The organism is Micromonospora sp. NPDC005237 (genome assembly GCF_040607775.1).
Taxonomy (GTDB): domain Bacteria; phylum Actinomycetota; class Actinomycetes; order Mycobacteriales; family Micromonosporaceae; genus Micromonospora.
Genome location: NZ_JBEXHJ010000001.1, coordinates 1,001,584 through 1,014,967 on the forward strand (window position 1 = coordinate 1,001,584; position 13,384 = coordinate 1,014,967).

The window sequence follows — 13,384 nt, forward strand, 5'->3', positions numbered from 1 at the left end:
TGTCCGCGCCGCCGGTCTCCGGCCCGGCGTACGGGCAGCCCATGTCGGGCCCGCCCGGGATGGTGCCGTACGGCGCTGCCGCGGCTCCGCGGCGGGGTCGCGCGGTGCTGGTGCTGGCCCTGGTGGCCGCGCTGCTCTTCGTGCTCAGCGGGGTGATGACCGGGCTGTTCGTGACCAAGAACAACGAGCTGAACCGGACCGAGAAGCGCCTCACCGGTCAGGTCAGCCAGCGCGACGGGACGATCGCGGCCAACACCACCGAGATCGGGAAGCTCAAGACCGATCTGCAGGCCATGCAGGACAAGCTCGACAACACCGAGCAGGACCTGACCGGCACCCGCAACGACCGCGACGAGCAGGCCCGGCAGAAGAAGGTCATCGCGAGCTGCCTGGACAAGCTGACCACCGCGCTGGGTGCGGCGGCGGCGGGGAACAAGGGCGCGTACGACGCGGCGATGAAGGGCCTCGACAAGGTGTGCGACGAGGCGGAGAACTACCTCTGATCCGCTGTGCCGGCCGCCGCCGGGGTTTCAGGCGGTGGCGGCCGGACGGCGGTCGGCCAGGGCGGTGACCCCGGGTGGGGGCAGGCCGGCCGTCGAGGCGAGCAGGGCGCACCAGCCGAGCAGGTGGGGGGCGAGGTCGTCGTCGACGGGCGTCCAGGAGGCGCGGATCTCGATGTCGCCGGCCGTCGGTGGCCCGGCGAGGTCGCCGAACCGGGTCGACATGGTCTGGGTGACCGTCCCGCCGATCGCCCGGTGACCCGCGTCCTGGGTGTCGAGGGCGTCGGTCAGCCACGTCCAGCCGACCCCGGGGAGCAGCGGGTCGGCGGCGAGGTCGACCTCCAACTCCGCCGTCACGTAGGTGACCAGTCGCAGCGTGCCCTGCCAGGCCTCGTGCCCGGCCGGGTCGTGCAGGAGGATCAGCCGGCCGGTGGCCACCTCGTCGTCGTCGCGCAGCACCGTCGCGGAGAGCGCGAACGTGAACGGCGCGAGCCGCTGGGGGGCGCCGACCTCCTCGAGGGTGATCTCCGGTCGGGGTGCCGGCGACCGCAGCCCGGCGACCGCGCGGGCGAAGGTCTCCGGGAGCGCGATCGGGGGGGCCATGTCGGCAGCCTATGCCGCCGTCGGCCCACCCGCTTCGACGGCGCGCCGACACGTACCCCGACCGCCCGGCCGCGCGACGGACGTTAGGTGCGTCCCCTTCCGTTCACCCGCGGCGGGCTGGGGTCGGGCGGCGTGGCACGATTGCGGCGATGACCACGGACACCACGGGCACTGCCGCCCGAGACGGACACCCGCGCCCCGGCGGCCCGGCCGACTCGCCCTTCATCCGGGCCTGTCGGCGTCGGCCCGGCCCGCACACCCCGGTCTGGTTCATGCGCCAGGCTGGCCGCTCACTGCCGGAGTACCGGGAGATCCGGGCCACCGTGCCGATGCTGGAGTCCTGCCGTCGCCCGGAGCTGGTCACCGAGATCACCCTCCAGCCGGTGCGCCGGCACGGGGTCGACGCGGCCATCCTGTTCAGCGACATCGTGGTGCCGGTCGCCGCGGCCGGGATCGACCTGGACATCGTGCCGGGCACCGGCCCGGTGGTGGCCGAGCCGATCCGTACCGCCGCCGACATCGAGCGGATCCGCCCGATCGGCCGCGACGACGTCCCGTACGTGGACGAGGCCGTCCGCCAACTGGTGGTCGAGCTGGGCGACACCCCGCTGATCGGCTTCGCCGGCGCGCCGTTCACCCTGGCCAGCTACCTGGTCGAGGGCGGCCCGTCGCGGACCCACGCGAAGACCAAGGCGCTGATGTACGGCGATCCCGAGCTGTGGCACGCGCTCTGCGGCCGGTTGGCCGAGGTGACGCTGGCCTTCCTGCGGGTGCAGATCGAGGCCGGCGTGTCCGCCGTGCAGCTGTTCGACTCGTGGGCGGGCGCGCTCTCCGAGGCCGACTACCGCCGTTACGTGCTGCCGCACTCGACGGCCGTGCTGAGCGGGCTGGCGCACGCGGGCGTGCCGCGCATCCACTTCGGGGTCGGCACCGCCGAGCTGCTCGGCGCGATGGGCGAGGCCGGCGCGGACGTGGTCGGCGTCGACTGGCGTACTCCGCTGGACGTGGCCACGCACCGGATCGGCCCGGACAAGGCGGTGCAGGGCAACCTGGACCCGACCGTGCTGCTCGCGCCGTGGCCGGTGGTGGAGGCCGAGGTGCGCCGGATCCTGGCGCAGGGGCGGGCGGCCCCCGGGCACGTGTTCAACCTCGGCCACGGTGTGCTGCCGGAGACCGACCCGGACGTGCTGACCCGGGTGGTCGCGCTGGTGCACGAGGTCTCCAGCCGCCGGGCCGACCAGGGCTGACACGGCGATGCGGCAGCCCTGGCGGGTGGCGGTGGTCGGCGGCGGGATCGCCGGACTGGCCGCCGCGGTCCGGCTGCGCGACCGCGCGCCGGAGGGCACCGAGATCACTGTGTACGAGCAGTCCGGCGCGGTGGGCGGCAAGCTGCGCACCGGGACGTTGGCCGGCGCGCCGGTGGAGTTCGGCGCCGAGTCGTTCCTGATGCGCGACCCGACCGGGGCCGAGAGCGCGGCGGTGGCGTTGGCTCGCCGGCTCGGGCTGGCCGAGAAGATCGTGCACCCCAGCGTCGGGCAGGCCGCGCTTGTCGTCGACGGAGGGCTGCGCCCCATCCCGGGCGGGACGCTGGTGGGCGTACCCGGGGATCTGGAGCGGGTGGCCACGGTCGCGCGCCCGGCCGCGGACGCCGACACCGACGGCGGCCGGCCGCTGGTCGGGCCGGACGCGGACGTCTCGGTGGGCGCGCTGGTCCGGTCCCGTTTCGGCGACGAGGTGGTCGACCGGCTGGTCGACCCCATGCTGGGTGGCGTGTACGCGGGCCGCGCGGACGACCTGTCGCTGGTCACCACGATGCCGGCGCTGGCCCGTGCCGCGCGGGTGGAGCACACCCTGGTCGGCGCGGTCCGGGCGGCGCAGGCCGCCGCGCCGCGCGCGCCGGGCGCCCCGGTCTTCGGCACCCTGGCGGGTGGGCTCAGCACCCTGGTCGAGGCGGCGGTGACGGCCAGCGGCGCGACGTTACGACGGGACGCCGCGGTGCGTGAGCTCACGCCCACCGGCACGGGTTGGCGGCTCACCGTCGGCCCGACCCGCGATCCGGAGCTGGTCGACGTGGACGCCGTGGTGCTGGCTGTGCCGGCCCGGCCGGCGGCCCGGCTGCTCGCCGGCCCGGCCCCGGTGGCCGCCTCGGCCGTGGGCGAGCTGGACTACGCGAGCGTCGCGCTGGTCACCCTGGCGTTGCCGCAGCCGCTGCTGCCCGAGCTGTCCGGCTTCCTGGTGCCGAGCATTGAAGGGCTGCTGATCAAGGCGGCCACGTTCTTCACCACGAAGTGGGGGCACCTGCGGCGGCCGGACGGGCTGGCGCTGGTGCGCGCCTCGGTGGGCCGCTACGGCGAGGAGGCGCAGCTCCAACGCCCGGACGCGGACCTGGCCGCGACCGTGCACCGGGAGCTGTCGGCGGTGCTCGGCGCCCCGCTGCCCGCCCCGGTCGACGGGCACGTGCAGCGGTGGGGCGGCGCGCTGCCCCAGTACACCCCGGGGCACGCCGACCGGGTGACCGCCGCGCGGACGGCGCTGCGGGCCGCGCATCCCACCCTGGCCCTGGCCGGCGCCGGCTACGACGGTGTCGGCATACCGGTCTGCGTCCGCTCCGGCGAGACGGCGGCCGACGAGATCATCACAGCACTGGGAGGATCGGCGAGATGACCGAGCAGACCAACGCGGCCCGGTTGCGGGAGCTGAACGACAGCATCCGTTACACGATGTGGTCGGTGTTCCGGGCCAGCGCCCCACTGCCGTCCCTGCGGGACAACGTCACCGGTGAGGTCGAGTCCCTCTTCGACGAGCTGGCCGGCAAGGACGTGGTGATCCGGGGCGTGTACGACGTCTCCGGGCTGCGCGCCGACGCGGACGTGATGATCTGGTGGCACTCCGCGTCGAGCGACGCGCTGCAGGACGCGTACCTGCGGTTCCGCCGCACCACGCTGGGCCGGGCGCTGACCCCGGTCTGGTCGCAGATGGCGCTGCACCGGCCGGCGGAGTTCAACAAGAGCCACATCCCGGCGTTCCTCGCCGGCGAGGAGGCCCGCCCCTACCTGTGCGTCTACCCGTTCGTGCGCTCGTACGGGTGGTACCTGCTGCCCGACGCCGAGCGGCGCGAGATGCTGGCCGAGCACGGCAAGATGGCCCGCGGCTACCCGGACGTACGCGCCAACACGGTCGCCTCGTTCGCGCTGGGCGACTACGAGTGGATGCTCGCGTTCGAGGCCGACGAGCTGCACCGGATCGTCGACCTGATGCGGGACCTGCGCGCCTCCGGGGCCCGCCGGCACGTCCGCGAGGAGGTCCCGTTCTACACGGGCCGCCGCCGGTCGGTCGCCGAGATCGTCAACTGCCTGGTCTGATCCCCGCCGGCCGGCGCCGCACCCCCGCCCGGGTGCGGCGCCGGACGGGGATCAACTGGTCTTCGTACAGGAGACCAGGGGAACGGGGTTGCTGCCGGTCCACGAGCCGAGGAAGCCGAACGTGGTGCTCGCTCCGCCGGCCAGGACGCCGTTGTAGTTCACGTTGCGCGCGGTCACCAGTGTGCCGTTGGTGGTGACGTTGGCGTTCCACGCGGACGCGACCTTCTGACCGTTGTTGAAGTTCCAGCTCACCGACCAGCTCTGCGTCGGCGAGTTGACCCCCGCGGTCACCTTCACCTCGGCCTGGAAGCCGCCGGCCCACTGACCGGTGATCGTGTACGTCGCGTAGCAGGCGCCGGCCGGCGCGGGAGTGCTCGGCGGCGGCGTGCTCGGGGGCGGCGTGCTCGGGGGCGGGGTGGTGGGCGGTGGCGTGGTGGGCGGCGGGGTCGTCGGCGGCGGCGTGGTGGGCGGCGGGGTGCTCGTGCCGCCGGAGAAGTCCACGTCACTGCACAGGTAGTACGACTGGTCCAGGTGGCTGGCCTGCCAGACGGTGTAGACGATGTGCCGCCCGGTGCGGCCCGGCGCGCTGACCGGGATCTGGATGGAGACGCCACCGGTGTCCGGGTTCCACTGCGACGCCGGGGTGTTGCCGATCTGGCCGGCCAGCTCGAGGTCGTCCCAGCCGAGCGCCTCGGTCGACGAGTTGAAGCCCTGCTTGGTCACGTACACCCGGATGTAGTCGGCGCCGTGGCTGGCCTGGTCGAAGAAGCGCAGCCGGAAGTTGTTCGACACCGGGGTGGCCTTCCACGCGCCGACGGTGTCCAGGGCGTTGTAGCGACCGTTCTGTGTGCGTCCGCCGCTGCACAGTTGACCGTTGGGGACGGCGGCCTGGTGGTTGCCGGCCACACCCTCGCGGAACAGCCCGTTCCAGTTCCACATGGCCTGCGGGTCGGCCTGCCAGGCCTGCCAGCACATCGGGTCCTCGGTGGCCATCCGGGGATTCTGGAAGTCGCTGCCCCAGCGTTGCCAGCAGCTGTAGTTGCGCGAGGCCGGGTCGACGACCGAGCCGTGCGCGGAGGCGGGCTGGACCAGCGCGACGCTCAGCGCGGTGGTCAGCAGGAGCGTGGCGGCCGCCGCGATGGCGAGTGGCCGGAGCACGCGTGGTGATCGGGCGAGAGTGGACATGGAGCCCCCGGGGGGATGAGGTCGGACGACGACACCCGGACAGCCGGGAGTTGCCCGCTCCCGTGCCTACTGCGTTGCTCCCGCGATGGCTCTACCCGGCACGATGCCAGGTCGATCGTCAGACGTCAATGACCTTGCGGCGCATCGGGGTGTGCGGGATGCCGTCCTCGACGTACTCCGGGCCGCTCACCGCGAAGCCGTGCCGGGCGTAGAAATCGACCAGGTGCGACTGGGCCTCCAGCACGCAGGGCCGGTTGCCGACCAGATCCAGCGCCGCCGTCATCAGCCGGCCCGCCTGCCCGCCGCCGCGCGCCTGCGGGGCCACCACCACCCGACCGATCCGGGCGGCGCCGTCGGGGTCGGCGAGGATCCGCAGGTACGCCAGCGGCGCCCCGCCGTCGGTCAACCAGAGGTGGCGGGTGCCCGGCTCCACGTCCCGCCCGTCGAGCTCGGGGTAGGGGCAGTTCTGCTCCACCACGAACACGTCGATGCGCAGCTTGAGCAGGTCGTGGAAGGTGCGGGCGTCCAGGTCGGCGAAGGACGCCACCCGGATCTCGGTGGTCTGCTGGGACACCCACCGATGGTAGGCCGGGCCGGCTCACGCGGCGTCCCCACGGGTCGGTGCGAGGTAGGTGGCGGCCACGGCGGCGAGCAGCAGCGCGCCGCCGAGGAGCACCGGCAGTGGGAGCGGCTCGTGCAGCAGCGCCACGGCCAGCGCCGCCGCCGTCAGCGGTTCGAGCAGGGTCAGCACGGCCGCGACGCTGCCCGCGGTCGTGCGCAGCCCGGCGTAGAACAGCGCGTACGCCACGGCGGTGGTGACGACGCCGAGGTGCAGCAGCAGCGCCAGGGTGTCGAGGCGTACGTCGACGGCGACGCCGGCGACCAGTGCCATCGGCGCCAGGGTCAGCGCGCCGACCACAGTGGAGATGGTAGTCAGTGTCATCGGTGCGGTGTGCTGCGACATCTGGCGGCTGATCAGGGTCGTCACCGCGTACCCGAGGCCGGACCCGGCGGCCGCGAGCAGGCCCAGCAGCGGGGCCGGCGCGGCCGTGGTGGGCTCGGCGGTGGCCCCGGTGATCAGGGCGAGCCCGGCCACGGCGGTGACCAGGGTGCCGAGGCGTACCGGGCCGGGGAGCCGGCGGGCCCGCAGCGACTCCCAGGTCGCGGCGAGCACCGGCGCCAGGCCCAGGCTCACCACGGTGGCCACGCTGACCCCGGCGAGCGCCACGGCGGCGAAGTAGAGCGCCTGGTAGAGGCCGAGGCCGACGCCGGTGAGCAGCAGCGGTACGGGTGCCGCGCGCAGGGCGGCCGGAAGCGTGCGGAGCCGGCCGGCGGTGCACGCCAGCAGGACGAGCGCGGCGATCGCGAGGCGGAAAAAGCCGATGCTCACCGGGCTGAGCCCGGTGCCCTCGCGCAGCAGTTGCACCGCCACGCCGGTGGTGCCCCACAGGACTCCGGTGACGGTGATCTGGATCAGGCCGGTGCGGGCCTTCAGGGCGGCCGGGGCCGGGGCGGCCGGCGGCGCGGTACGGGACGTGGACACGGGTGCGCTCCGGTGGGGTGACGTTGACGGGGACGACGTCGACGGAGCGCGTACGGCGAACTGGCCGGCCCGGGTCGGTCACCCGGTCGGTGTGGCGCGCGGCGCTCCGCTCAGGAGCGCGGCGGGGGCAGGACGCCCAGCAGTGGCCGCATCGGGCGACCGTACCGCAGGGCGCGCGGTCAGGCGGGGCGGGCGCCGACGGCGTCGCGGATCTCGGCGCCCTCGGTGCCCTCGACCGCGCGGGCGCAGTGCCCGCAGCAGAAGAACCGGCCGTTGACCTCCACGCCGTGCCCGACGATCTTGATCTGGCAGTGTTCGCAGATGGGTGCCATGCGGTGGATCGCGCACTCGAACGAGTCGAAGGTGTGCACGTCACCGCTGACGGTGTGCACCTCGAACGCCATCCAGTAGTCGTTGCCGCAGACCTCGCAGGTTGCCACCGAAAAACCCCCCGTATCAGGACATGTGCCACCAGAGTGCCTCAGGGCAGGGTGGCGGCGGGCGAATTACCGCCAGCTGGTCGGGCCGGGCGGCGTGTCGGCTCCGGCGTGTCGTCCGTTAGGCCCGATGAACCGCCGTGACCCCCGGAGGATCGCCATGATCAAACGCAACAAGCTCTTCGGCAGCCAGACCCGGGTGACGTTCTGCCTCCCACGGGACGCCCCGCCCGGCCCGGTGAGCGTCGTGGGCTCCTTCAACGACTGGGAGCCCGGCCGGCACGAGTTGGTGGCCCGCCGCGACGGCACCCGGACGGTGACCGTGAAGCTCAGCCCGGGGGAGTACCGGTTCCGCTATCTCGCCAGCGGCGGGGTCTGGCTCGACGACGAGACGGCCGACGTGGTCGACGACCGCGGCAGCCTGCTGCGACTCTGAGGAGCGAAGTCGTCACCATCGATGTATTTATCGACCACACCCTTTACTGTTAATAAAGTTTAAATTACCTTGGGGGCACCTCACCGCACCTGGAGAAGGAGCTGCCCCCATGCGTCGAAGAATCACCGTCCCGCTGGTGGCGGCGGGCGCTGTCGCCGCCACCCTCACCGTCGCTGGGCCCGCCCAGGCGCACGGCTACGTCTCCGCCCCACCGAGCCGGCAGGCGCTCTGCGCGCAGGGCCGGGTGCCCGACTGCGGGCAGATCAAGTACGAGCCGCAGAGCGTCGAAGGGCCCAAGGGTCTGAAGAGCTGCAACGCCGGCATCGCCCAGTTCGCCGTCCTCAACGACGACAGTCGGGGCTGGCCGGCCACGTCGGTCGGTAGCTCACTGACCTTCACCTGGGTCAACACCGCCCGGCACGCCACCAGCAACTGGGAGTACTGGATCGGCAACACCCGCGTCGGCGTGGTCAACGGCAACGGGCAGCAGCCGGGCGCGACGGTCTCGCACACCGTCAACCTGGGTGGCTTCTCCGGCCGCCAGAAGATCCTCGCCGTGTGGAACATCGCCGACACCGCGAACGCGTTCTACTCCTGCATCGACGTGCAGATCGGCGGCGGCGGGTCGACGCCCACCCCCACGCCGACCACCTCACCCACGCCGCGGCCGACCACCAGCCCGACCACGGCGCCGACGACCCCGCCCCCGACGGGTGGCACCTGGACCGCCGGCCGGGCGTACCAGGTCGGCGACCAGGTCACCTACGGCGGACTGACGTACCGCTGCCGGCAGGCCCACACGGCGATCCCCGGCTGGGAGCCGCCGAACGTGCCGGCGCTCTGGCAACAGGTCTGACCCGCACGGGTGCGGCCCCGGCCGCACCCGTGTCGCCGTCCCCGGATGATCGGAGCCCCCGGCATGCCCCGCGCAACCCTGCTGACGTGCCTGCTCGCCGCGTCGCTGCTCACCGCCTGCGCCGGGCCGTCGGAGGGCTCGCCGGCCCCCGCGTCCCCGGCCGCGTCGGCGGCGGCCGGGCCCGCGGCGGCCGGAGCGCCGCCGGCCGGAGCCGAGATGAGCGGCATCGACGTGGTGTTCCTGAACACGATGATCGGGCACAGCGAACGCACGGTGCAGATCGTCCGGCTCGCCCGGGACCGGCTGCGCGACGACGCGCTGCGCACTCTGGCCGCCGCCATCGAGGCGACCGAGGCCGACGAGCTGTCGGCCATGCGCGGTTGGCTGCCCACGAGCGGGCCGGGCGTCAGCGCGGCCGGGCACGACCACGCCGGGCACGGCGACGACACCGCGCTCGACCGGCTGCGGGCCGCGTCGGACGCCGACGTCGACCGGGTGCTGCGCGAGGTCCTCGCCGACCACCAGCGGGCCGCCGCCGACCTGGCCCGGGCCCAGGTCGGCGTCGGCCGCAACGAGCGGGTCCGCGACCTGGCCCGGCGGATCGACCAGTCCCGCAGCGCCGAGGTCGAGCTGCTCAGGGGTACGCCCTGAGCGTGCCCGTCAGCGCGGTTCCAGCCGGACCGAGATCGAGTTGACGCAGTGCCGGGTGTCCTTGGGGGTGAAGCCCTCGCCGTGGAACACGTGCCCGAGGTGGCTGTCGCAGCGGGCGCAGCGGATCTCCGTACGCGCCATGCCGAGGCTGCGGTCCTCGATCTCCTTGACCCGGCCCGGGATGGCGTCGTCGAAGCTCGGCCATCCGCAGTGCGAGTCGAACTTCGTGTCGCTGGAGAAGAGTTCCAGACCGCAGGCCCGACAGTGGTAGACGCCCTGGGTCTTGGTGTCCACGTACTCGCCGGTCCACGGGCGTTCGGTGCCGGCCTCCCGCAGGACGTGGAACTCCTCGGGGCTCAGGCGGACACGCCACTCGTCCTCGGTCTTGGGCAGGTTGTTGTCGTCAAGACTCACCCGTCAACGGTACGTCGAACGTCGGGGGCGTGGCATATGGTCGCGGGATGGGTGGCACCAAGGCAGCGGTCGCCGAGGTCGAGGTGGCCGGGCGCAGCGTACGGCTGAGCAGTCCGGACCGGGTGATCTTCCCGCAGCGGGGGTTCACCAAGGCGGACGTCTTCCACTACTACCTGGCGGTCGGCGACGGGATCATGCGCGCCCTGCGGGACCGGCCCACCACGCTGCAACGCTTCCCCGAGGGCATCGAGGGTGAGGCGTTCTTTCAGAAGCGGGTGCCCACGCGGGGCGTGCCGCCCTGGGTGACCACCGCCCAGATCACCTTCCCGAGCGGTCGCAGCGCGGGCGAACTCTGCCCGGCCGACCTGGCGCACGTGGCCTGGGCGGCACAGATGGGCACGATCGTCTTCCACCCGTGGCCGGTGCGCGCCGCCGACGTGGATCGCCCCGACGAGCTGCGCATCGACCTCGACCCGCAGCCCGGCACCGACTTCGCCGACGCGGCGCGGGCCGCCGGGGAGGTCCGCGCGCTCCTCGACGAGCTCGGCGCGACCGGCTGGCCGAAGACCTCCGGGGGTCGCGGCGTGCACGTCTACCTGCGCATCCAGCCCCGCTGGACGTTCACCGAGGTGCGTCGCGCCACCATCGCGCTGGCCCGGGAGGTGGAGCGCCGCAACCCCGACCTGGTGACCACCGCCTGGTGGAAGGAGGAGCGCGGCACCCGGGTCTTCGTCGACTACAACCAGATGGCCCGGGACCGGACGATCGCCTGCGCGTACTCGTTGCGGGCCAACCCGCGGGCCACCGTCTCCACCCCGGTGACCTGGGACGAGCTGCCCGACGTCGACCCGGACGACTTCGACCTGCGCAGCGTCCCGACCCGCCTCGCCGAGCAGGGCGACCCGCACGCCGGCATCGACGACGCCCCGTGGGACATCACGCCCCTGCTGGAGTGGGCCGAGCGCGACGCCGCAGCCGGCCAGGGCGACCTGCCGTACCCGCCGGACCACCCCAAGATGCCCGGCGAACCCAAGCGCGTGCAGCCCAGCCGCGCCAAGCGCGAGAGCGCCTGACCGGCCCTGCCTCACGGGGATGGCTGGGCGGTCCACGCCAGAAACCGGGTGAACAGCTCCGTCGGATCAGGCGCCGGATCGCCACCGAGCGCACGGCAGTTATCGACATCTATGAGTGCGGCTGCGGCTCACGGCCGAGCTTGCTCTGCAACGATCAACTACAGCCAGTCATGTTGGTCGACCCGGCGGCGTCCGGATCTGCTGACATGAGTGCACAGATCACATAACACTCGGCCCGAGCCCGGCGGACTTTATCGAAGACCGAAGTCGCTTGGAGCCTCGGCCGCTTTGGCTCTGAACGCCTTATCCAGATTCTCATCCGCTGGGCCGAGAAGGTCATAAAACTGACGTTCCCGCGATCCAGCGTATTCGACATCCGACTCATGGTTCAAGACCTCAGTCAGGAGGTCAGCAAGCTCGGACAGGCGGAAGTAGCGCATCGCGTCGATCGCCCGTCTCAGGCGGAAAGGTTCGTTGACTTCCACGGCGAAGCCCAAGCCGCCGCCCATGGCCGAGTTGTAGACACGTAGCAGGAAGGAAAGGTGCGCAATCCCTAGCGGAGTTCCTTTAGGCGCTTCACCGTCAGCCCCATAGTCGCAGGCACGGTTCCAGATGACGGCGAGATCGTCCAACACGGACCACCTCCACGTCTCATCCAACTCGTCCATCATGGGCCACCGAGTTCCTCTTACTCGCGCCGATGCAGCGCACGATTCAATCACGCTAGCCCCGTACTCGTCGCGCATCCTCTTCTGCCGCGATTCGGGCGACACCCACGTCCACCGGTTACTCATCGTGAGCATCAGACATGCGTCGCCGGAACCGTAAGCCGACAAGCTGGGGACTGCGTAGATTTCCGTGTTTGACCTGGGTGTGGTCCGTTGGACAGGACGTTGATCCTGTCTGGGAAGGACCACGTCATGGCAGACAAGAAGAAGGCGGTTCAGCTTCCTGAACCGACGGCGGCTGAGGTGGAGTTCGCGCAGCAGCTGGTCGAGCGGGCCAAGGCCGACGGCGTCTCGTTGGTCGGCCCGGGTGGGCTCCTCGCGGGGATCACCCGCACGGTCCTTGAATCAGCGCTCGACGCTGAACTGGATGCCCACCTCGACGAGGTCGGCGTCGACGAGGCGACCGGCCGGCGGACCAACGTTCGCAACGGGCACGGGGCAAAGACGGTGCAGACCGAGGTCGGGCCGGTGCGGATTCAGGTTCCTCGGGACCGGGCGGGTTCGTTCGCGCCGCGGATCGTGCCGAAGCACGTCCGCCGGTTGGACGGGTTCAACGAGGCGATCCTGTCGCTGTATGCCAAAGGCTTGACGACCGGTGAGATCTGCGCGCATCTGGCGGATGTGTATGACGCCGACGTGTCTCGGGAGTTGATCAGCCGGGTCACCGACAGCGTGGTGGAGGAGATGGAGGCTTGGCGGCAGCGGCCGCTCGACAGGGTTTATCCGGTGGTGTTCATCGACGCGCTGGTGATGAAGATCCGGCAGGGGCAGGTCGCGAACCGGCCTGTCTACGTGGTGGTCGGGATCAGTCTCGACGGGGAACGCGACGTGCTGGGCATGTGGGCCGGGACCGGCGGTGAGGGCGCCAAGCAGTGGGCCGGTTACCTGACCGAGCTGCGTAACCGGGGTGTCGAGGACGTGTTCATGGTCTGCTCCGACGGCCTCAAGGGCATGACCGACGCGATCGAGCAGGTCTGGCCGCAGGCGGTGCACCAGCAGTGCGTCGTGCACCTCGTGCGGGCCAGCCTGCGCTATACGAACCGGAAGGACTGGCAGAAGATCACCCCCGCCCTGCGGGACATCTACACGGCTCCGACCGTCGCCGCGGCAGAGGCCCGGTTCGAGGTGTTCGCCGCTGAGTTCGGCGACCAGTATCCGGCCGTGATCCGGCTCTGGCGCACCTCCTGGCCGCAGTTCGTGCCGTTCCTGGACTACGACCACGAGGTCCGCAAGGTTCTCTACACCACCAACATCATCGAGTCCCTCAACGCCCGGTTCCGGCAGGCCGCCCGCCGGCGCGGGCACTTCCCCACCGAGCAGGCCGCGATGAAGGTCCTCTACCTCGTCGTCCAACAGAAACGCAAGGGCGGCGGGAGCATCACCGGCCGGGTCTACGGTTGGGCCAAGGCCCTCAACGCCTTGGTCCTGGCCTACGGCGACCGGATCACCATCTAACAATCTCGATCACACCACAGGCCCAAACACGGAAATCGACACACTCGGGGCTGTCTCGCTAAGGGTGTTTTCGGCGATCTTGGTTAGTAGGTTTCAGCAGGTGGGAAGCGGTCGCTGAAGGTGATGGCGAAGGCGTTCAAC

The 13,384-nt window shown here is 71.9% G+C and carries 15 protein-coding genes and 1 pseudogene; 9 read left to right on the forward strand and 7 right to left on the reverse strand.

Annotation, left to right across the window (positions count from 1 at the left end):
• A pseudogene (locus ABZT87_RS04760) lies at positions 1-503 on the forward strand (hypothetical protein); the annotation flags it as partial.
• 27 nt (positions 504-530) lie between these two features.
• On the opposite strand, the gene ABZT87_RS04765 reads toward ABZT87_RS04760, so the two are convergent.
• A complete protein-coding gene (locus ABZT87_RS04765; RefSeq protein WP_355133624.1) occupies positions 531-1,103 on the reverse strand; it encodes a DUF3000 domain-containing protein in 573 nt (190 codons plus the stop codon).
• A 149-nt stretch (positions 1,104-1,252) separates the two neighbouring features.
• Here ABZT87_RS04765 and hemE point away from each other — a divergent pair, with 149 nt between their 5' ends.
• From hemE to hemQ, 3 genes are read left to right on the forward strand one after another with little or no spacing between them, the layout of a single operon-like run.
• Positions 1,253-2,350 (forward strand): uroporphyrinogen decarboxylase, encoded by a 1,098-nt coding sequence (gene hemE / locus ABZT87_RS04770; protein WP_354858140.1) that lies wholly within the window; start codon positions 1,253-1,255, stop codon positions 2,348-2,350.
• Between the two features lie 7 nt (positions 2,351-2,357).
• Positions 2,358-3,767, forward strand: a complete 1,410-nt coding sequence (gene hemG, locus ABZT87_RS04775) for a protoporphyrinogen oxidase (RefSeq protein WP_355133626.1) — start codon at positions 2,358-2,360, stop codon at positions 3,765-3,767.
• Positions 3,764-4,465: a hydrogen peroxide-dependent heme synthase gene (hemQ, locus tag ABZT87_RS04780; RefSeq protein ID WP_355133628.1), complete on the forward strand. Its 702-nt coding sequence runs from the start codon at positions 3,764-3,766 to the stop codon at positions 4,463-4,465. Before hemG ends, hemQ begins: the two co-directional genes overlap by 4 nt.
• Before the next feature lie 51 nt (positions 4,466-4,516).
• Here hemQ and ABZT87_RS04785 read toward each other — a convergent pair whose 3' ends face one another.
• From ABZT87_RS04785 to ABZT87_RS04800, 4 genes are all read right to left on the reverse strand, one after another.
• A complete protein-coding gene (locus ABZT87_RS04785; RefSeq protein WP_355133630.1) occupies positions 4,517-5,650 on the reverse strand; it encodes a lytic polysaccharide monooxygenase in 1,134 nt (377 codons plus the stop codon).
• 118 nt (positions 5,651-5,768) lie between these two features.
• Positions 5,769-6,224 (reverse strand): GNAT family N-acetyltransferase, encoded by a 456-nt coding sequence (locus ABZT87_RS04790; protein WP_355133632.1) that lies wholly within the window; start codon positions 6,222-6,224, stop codon positions 5,769-5,771.
• Positions 6,225-6,248: 24 nt separating this feature from the next.
• Positions 6,249-7,193 carry a DMT family transporter gene (locus ABZT87_RS04795; RefSeq protein WP_355133634.1) on the reverse strand — a complete coding sequence of 315 codons (945 nt, stop codon included), beginning with the start codon at positions 7,191-7,193 and terminating at the stop codon, positions 6,249-6,251.
• Between the two features lie 179 nt (positions 7,194-7,372).
• Positions 7,373-7,633, reverse strand: a complete 261-nt coding sequence (locus tag ABZT87_RS04800; protein WP_354858130.1) for a Prokaryotic metallothionein — start codon at positions 7,631-7,633, stop codon at positions 7,373-7,375.
• Positions 7,634-7,790: 157 nt separating this feature from the next.
• Here ABZT87_RS04800 and ABZT87_RS04805 point away from each other — a divergent pair, with 157 nt between their 5' ends.
• The 3 genes from ABZT87_RS04805 to ABZT87_RS04815 all read left to right on the forward strand — a co-directional run bounded on the left by ABZT87_RS04805 (position 7,791) and on the right by ABZT87_RS04815 (position 9,573).
• Positions 7,791-8,066, forward strand: coding sequence for an isoamylase early set domain-containing protein (locus ABZT87_RS04805; RefSeq protein WP_354858128.1), 276 nt, complete (start codon positions 7,791-7,793; stop codon positions 8,064-8,066).
• Between the two features lie 109 nt (positions 8,067-8,175).
• Positions 8,176-8,922: a lytic polysaccharide monooxygenase gene (locus ABZT87_RS04810; RefSeq protein ID WP_354858126.1), complete on the forward strand. Its 747-nt coding sequence runs from the start codon at positions 8,176-8,178 to the stop codon at positions 8,920-8,922.
• 63 nt (positions 8,923-8,985) lie between these two features.
• Positions 8,986-9,573 (forward strand): DUF305 domain-containing protein, encoded by a 588-nt coding sequence (locus ABZT87_RS04815; RefSeq protein WP_355133636.1) that lies wholly within the window; start codon positions 8,986-8,988, stop codon positions 9,571-9,573.
• Between the two features lie 9 nt (positions 9,574-9,582).
• On the opposite strand, the gene msrB is transcribed toward ABZT87_RS04815, so the two are convergent.
• Positions 9,583-9,987, reverse strand: a complete 405-nt coding sequence (gene msrB, locus ABZT87_RS04820) for a peptide-methionine (R)-S-oxide reductase MsrB (protein ID WP_139582112.1) — start codon at positions 9,985-9,987, stop codon at positions 9,583-9,585.
• Positions 9,988-10,034: 47 nt separating this feature from the next.
• Here msrB and ligD point away from each other — a divergent pair, with 47 nt between their 5' ends.
• Positions 10,035-11,060, forward strand: a complete 1,026-nt coding sequence (ligD, locus tag ABZT87_RS04825; RefSeq protein WP_355133638.1) for a non-homologous end-joining DNA ligase — start codon at positions 10,035-10,037, stop codon at positions 11,058-11,060.
• A gap of 251 nt (positions 11,061-11,311) precedes the next feature.
• Here ligD and ABZT87_RS04830 read toward each other — a convergent pair whose 3' ends face one another.
• Positions 11,312-11,695, reverse strand: a complete 384-nt coding sequence (locus ABZT87_RS04830; RefSeq protein ID WP_355133640.1) for a hypothetical protein — start codon at positions 11,693-11,695, stop codon at positions 11,312-11,314.
• 285 nt (positions 11,696-11,980) lie between these two features.
• Between ABZT87_RS04830 and ABZT87_RS04835 the strand changes: the two genes are divergently transcribed.
• Positions 11,981-13,243 carry an IS256 family transposase gene (locus tag ABZT87_RS04835; RefSeq protein ID WP_355133642.1) on the forward strand — a complete coding sequence of 421 codons (1,263 nt, stop codon included), beginning with the start codon at positions 11,981-11,983 and terminating at the stop codon, positions 13,241-13,243.
• The last annotated feature ends 141 nt before the right edge of the window (positions 13,244-13,384 follow it).

Coding starts and splice junctions, on each gene's coding strand:
- hemQ (WP_355133628.1), top strand. CDS start 3,764: ATGACCGAGCAGACCAACGCGGCCCGGTTGCGGGAGCTGAACGACAGC.
- ligD (WP_355133638.1), top strand. CDS start 10,035: ATGGGTGGCACCAAGGCAGCGGTCGCCGAGGTCGAGGTGGCCGGGCGC.
- ABZT87_RS04805 (WP_354858128.1), top strand. CDS start 7,791: ATGATCAAACGCAACAAGCTCTTCGGCAGCCAGACCCGGGTGACGTTC.
- ABZT87_RS04785 (WP_355133630.1), bottom strand. CDS start 5,650: ATGTCCACTCTCGCCCGATCACCACGCGTGCTCCGGCCACTCGCCATC.
- hemE (WP_354858140.1), top strand. CDS start 1,253: ATGACCACGGACACCACGGGCACTGCCGCCCGAGACGGACACCCGCGC.
- hemG (WP_355133626.1), top strand. CDS start 2,358: ATGCGGCAGCCCTGGCGGGTGGCGGTGGTCGGCGGCGGGATCGCCGGA.
- ABZT87_RS04815 (WP_355133636.1), top strand. CDS start 8,986: ATGCCCCGCGCAACCCTGCTGACGTGCCTGCTCGCCGCGTCGCTGCTC.
- ABZT87_RS04765 (WP_355133624.1), bottom strand. CDS start 1,103: ATGGCCCCCCCGATCGCGCTCCCGGAGACCTTCGCCCGCGCGGTCGCC.
- ABZT87_RS04835 (WP_355133642.1), top strand. CDS start 11,981: ATGGCAGACAAGAAGAAGGCGGTTCAGCTTCCTGAACCGACGGCGGCT.
- ABZT87_RS04810 (WP_354858126.1), top strand. CDS start 8,176: ATGCGTCGAAGAATCACCGTCCCGCTGGTGGCGGCGGGCGCTGTCGCC.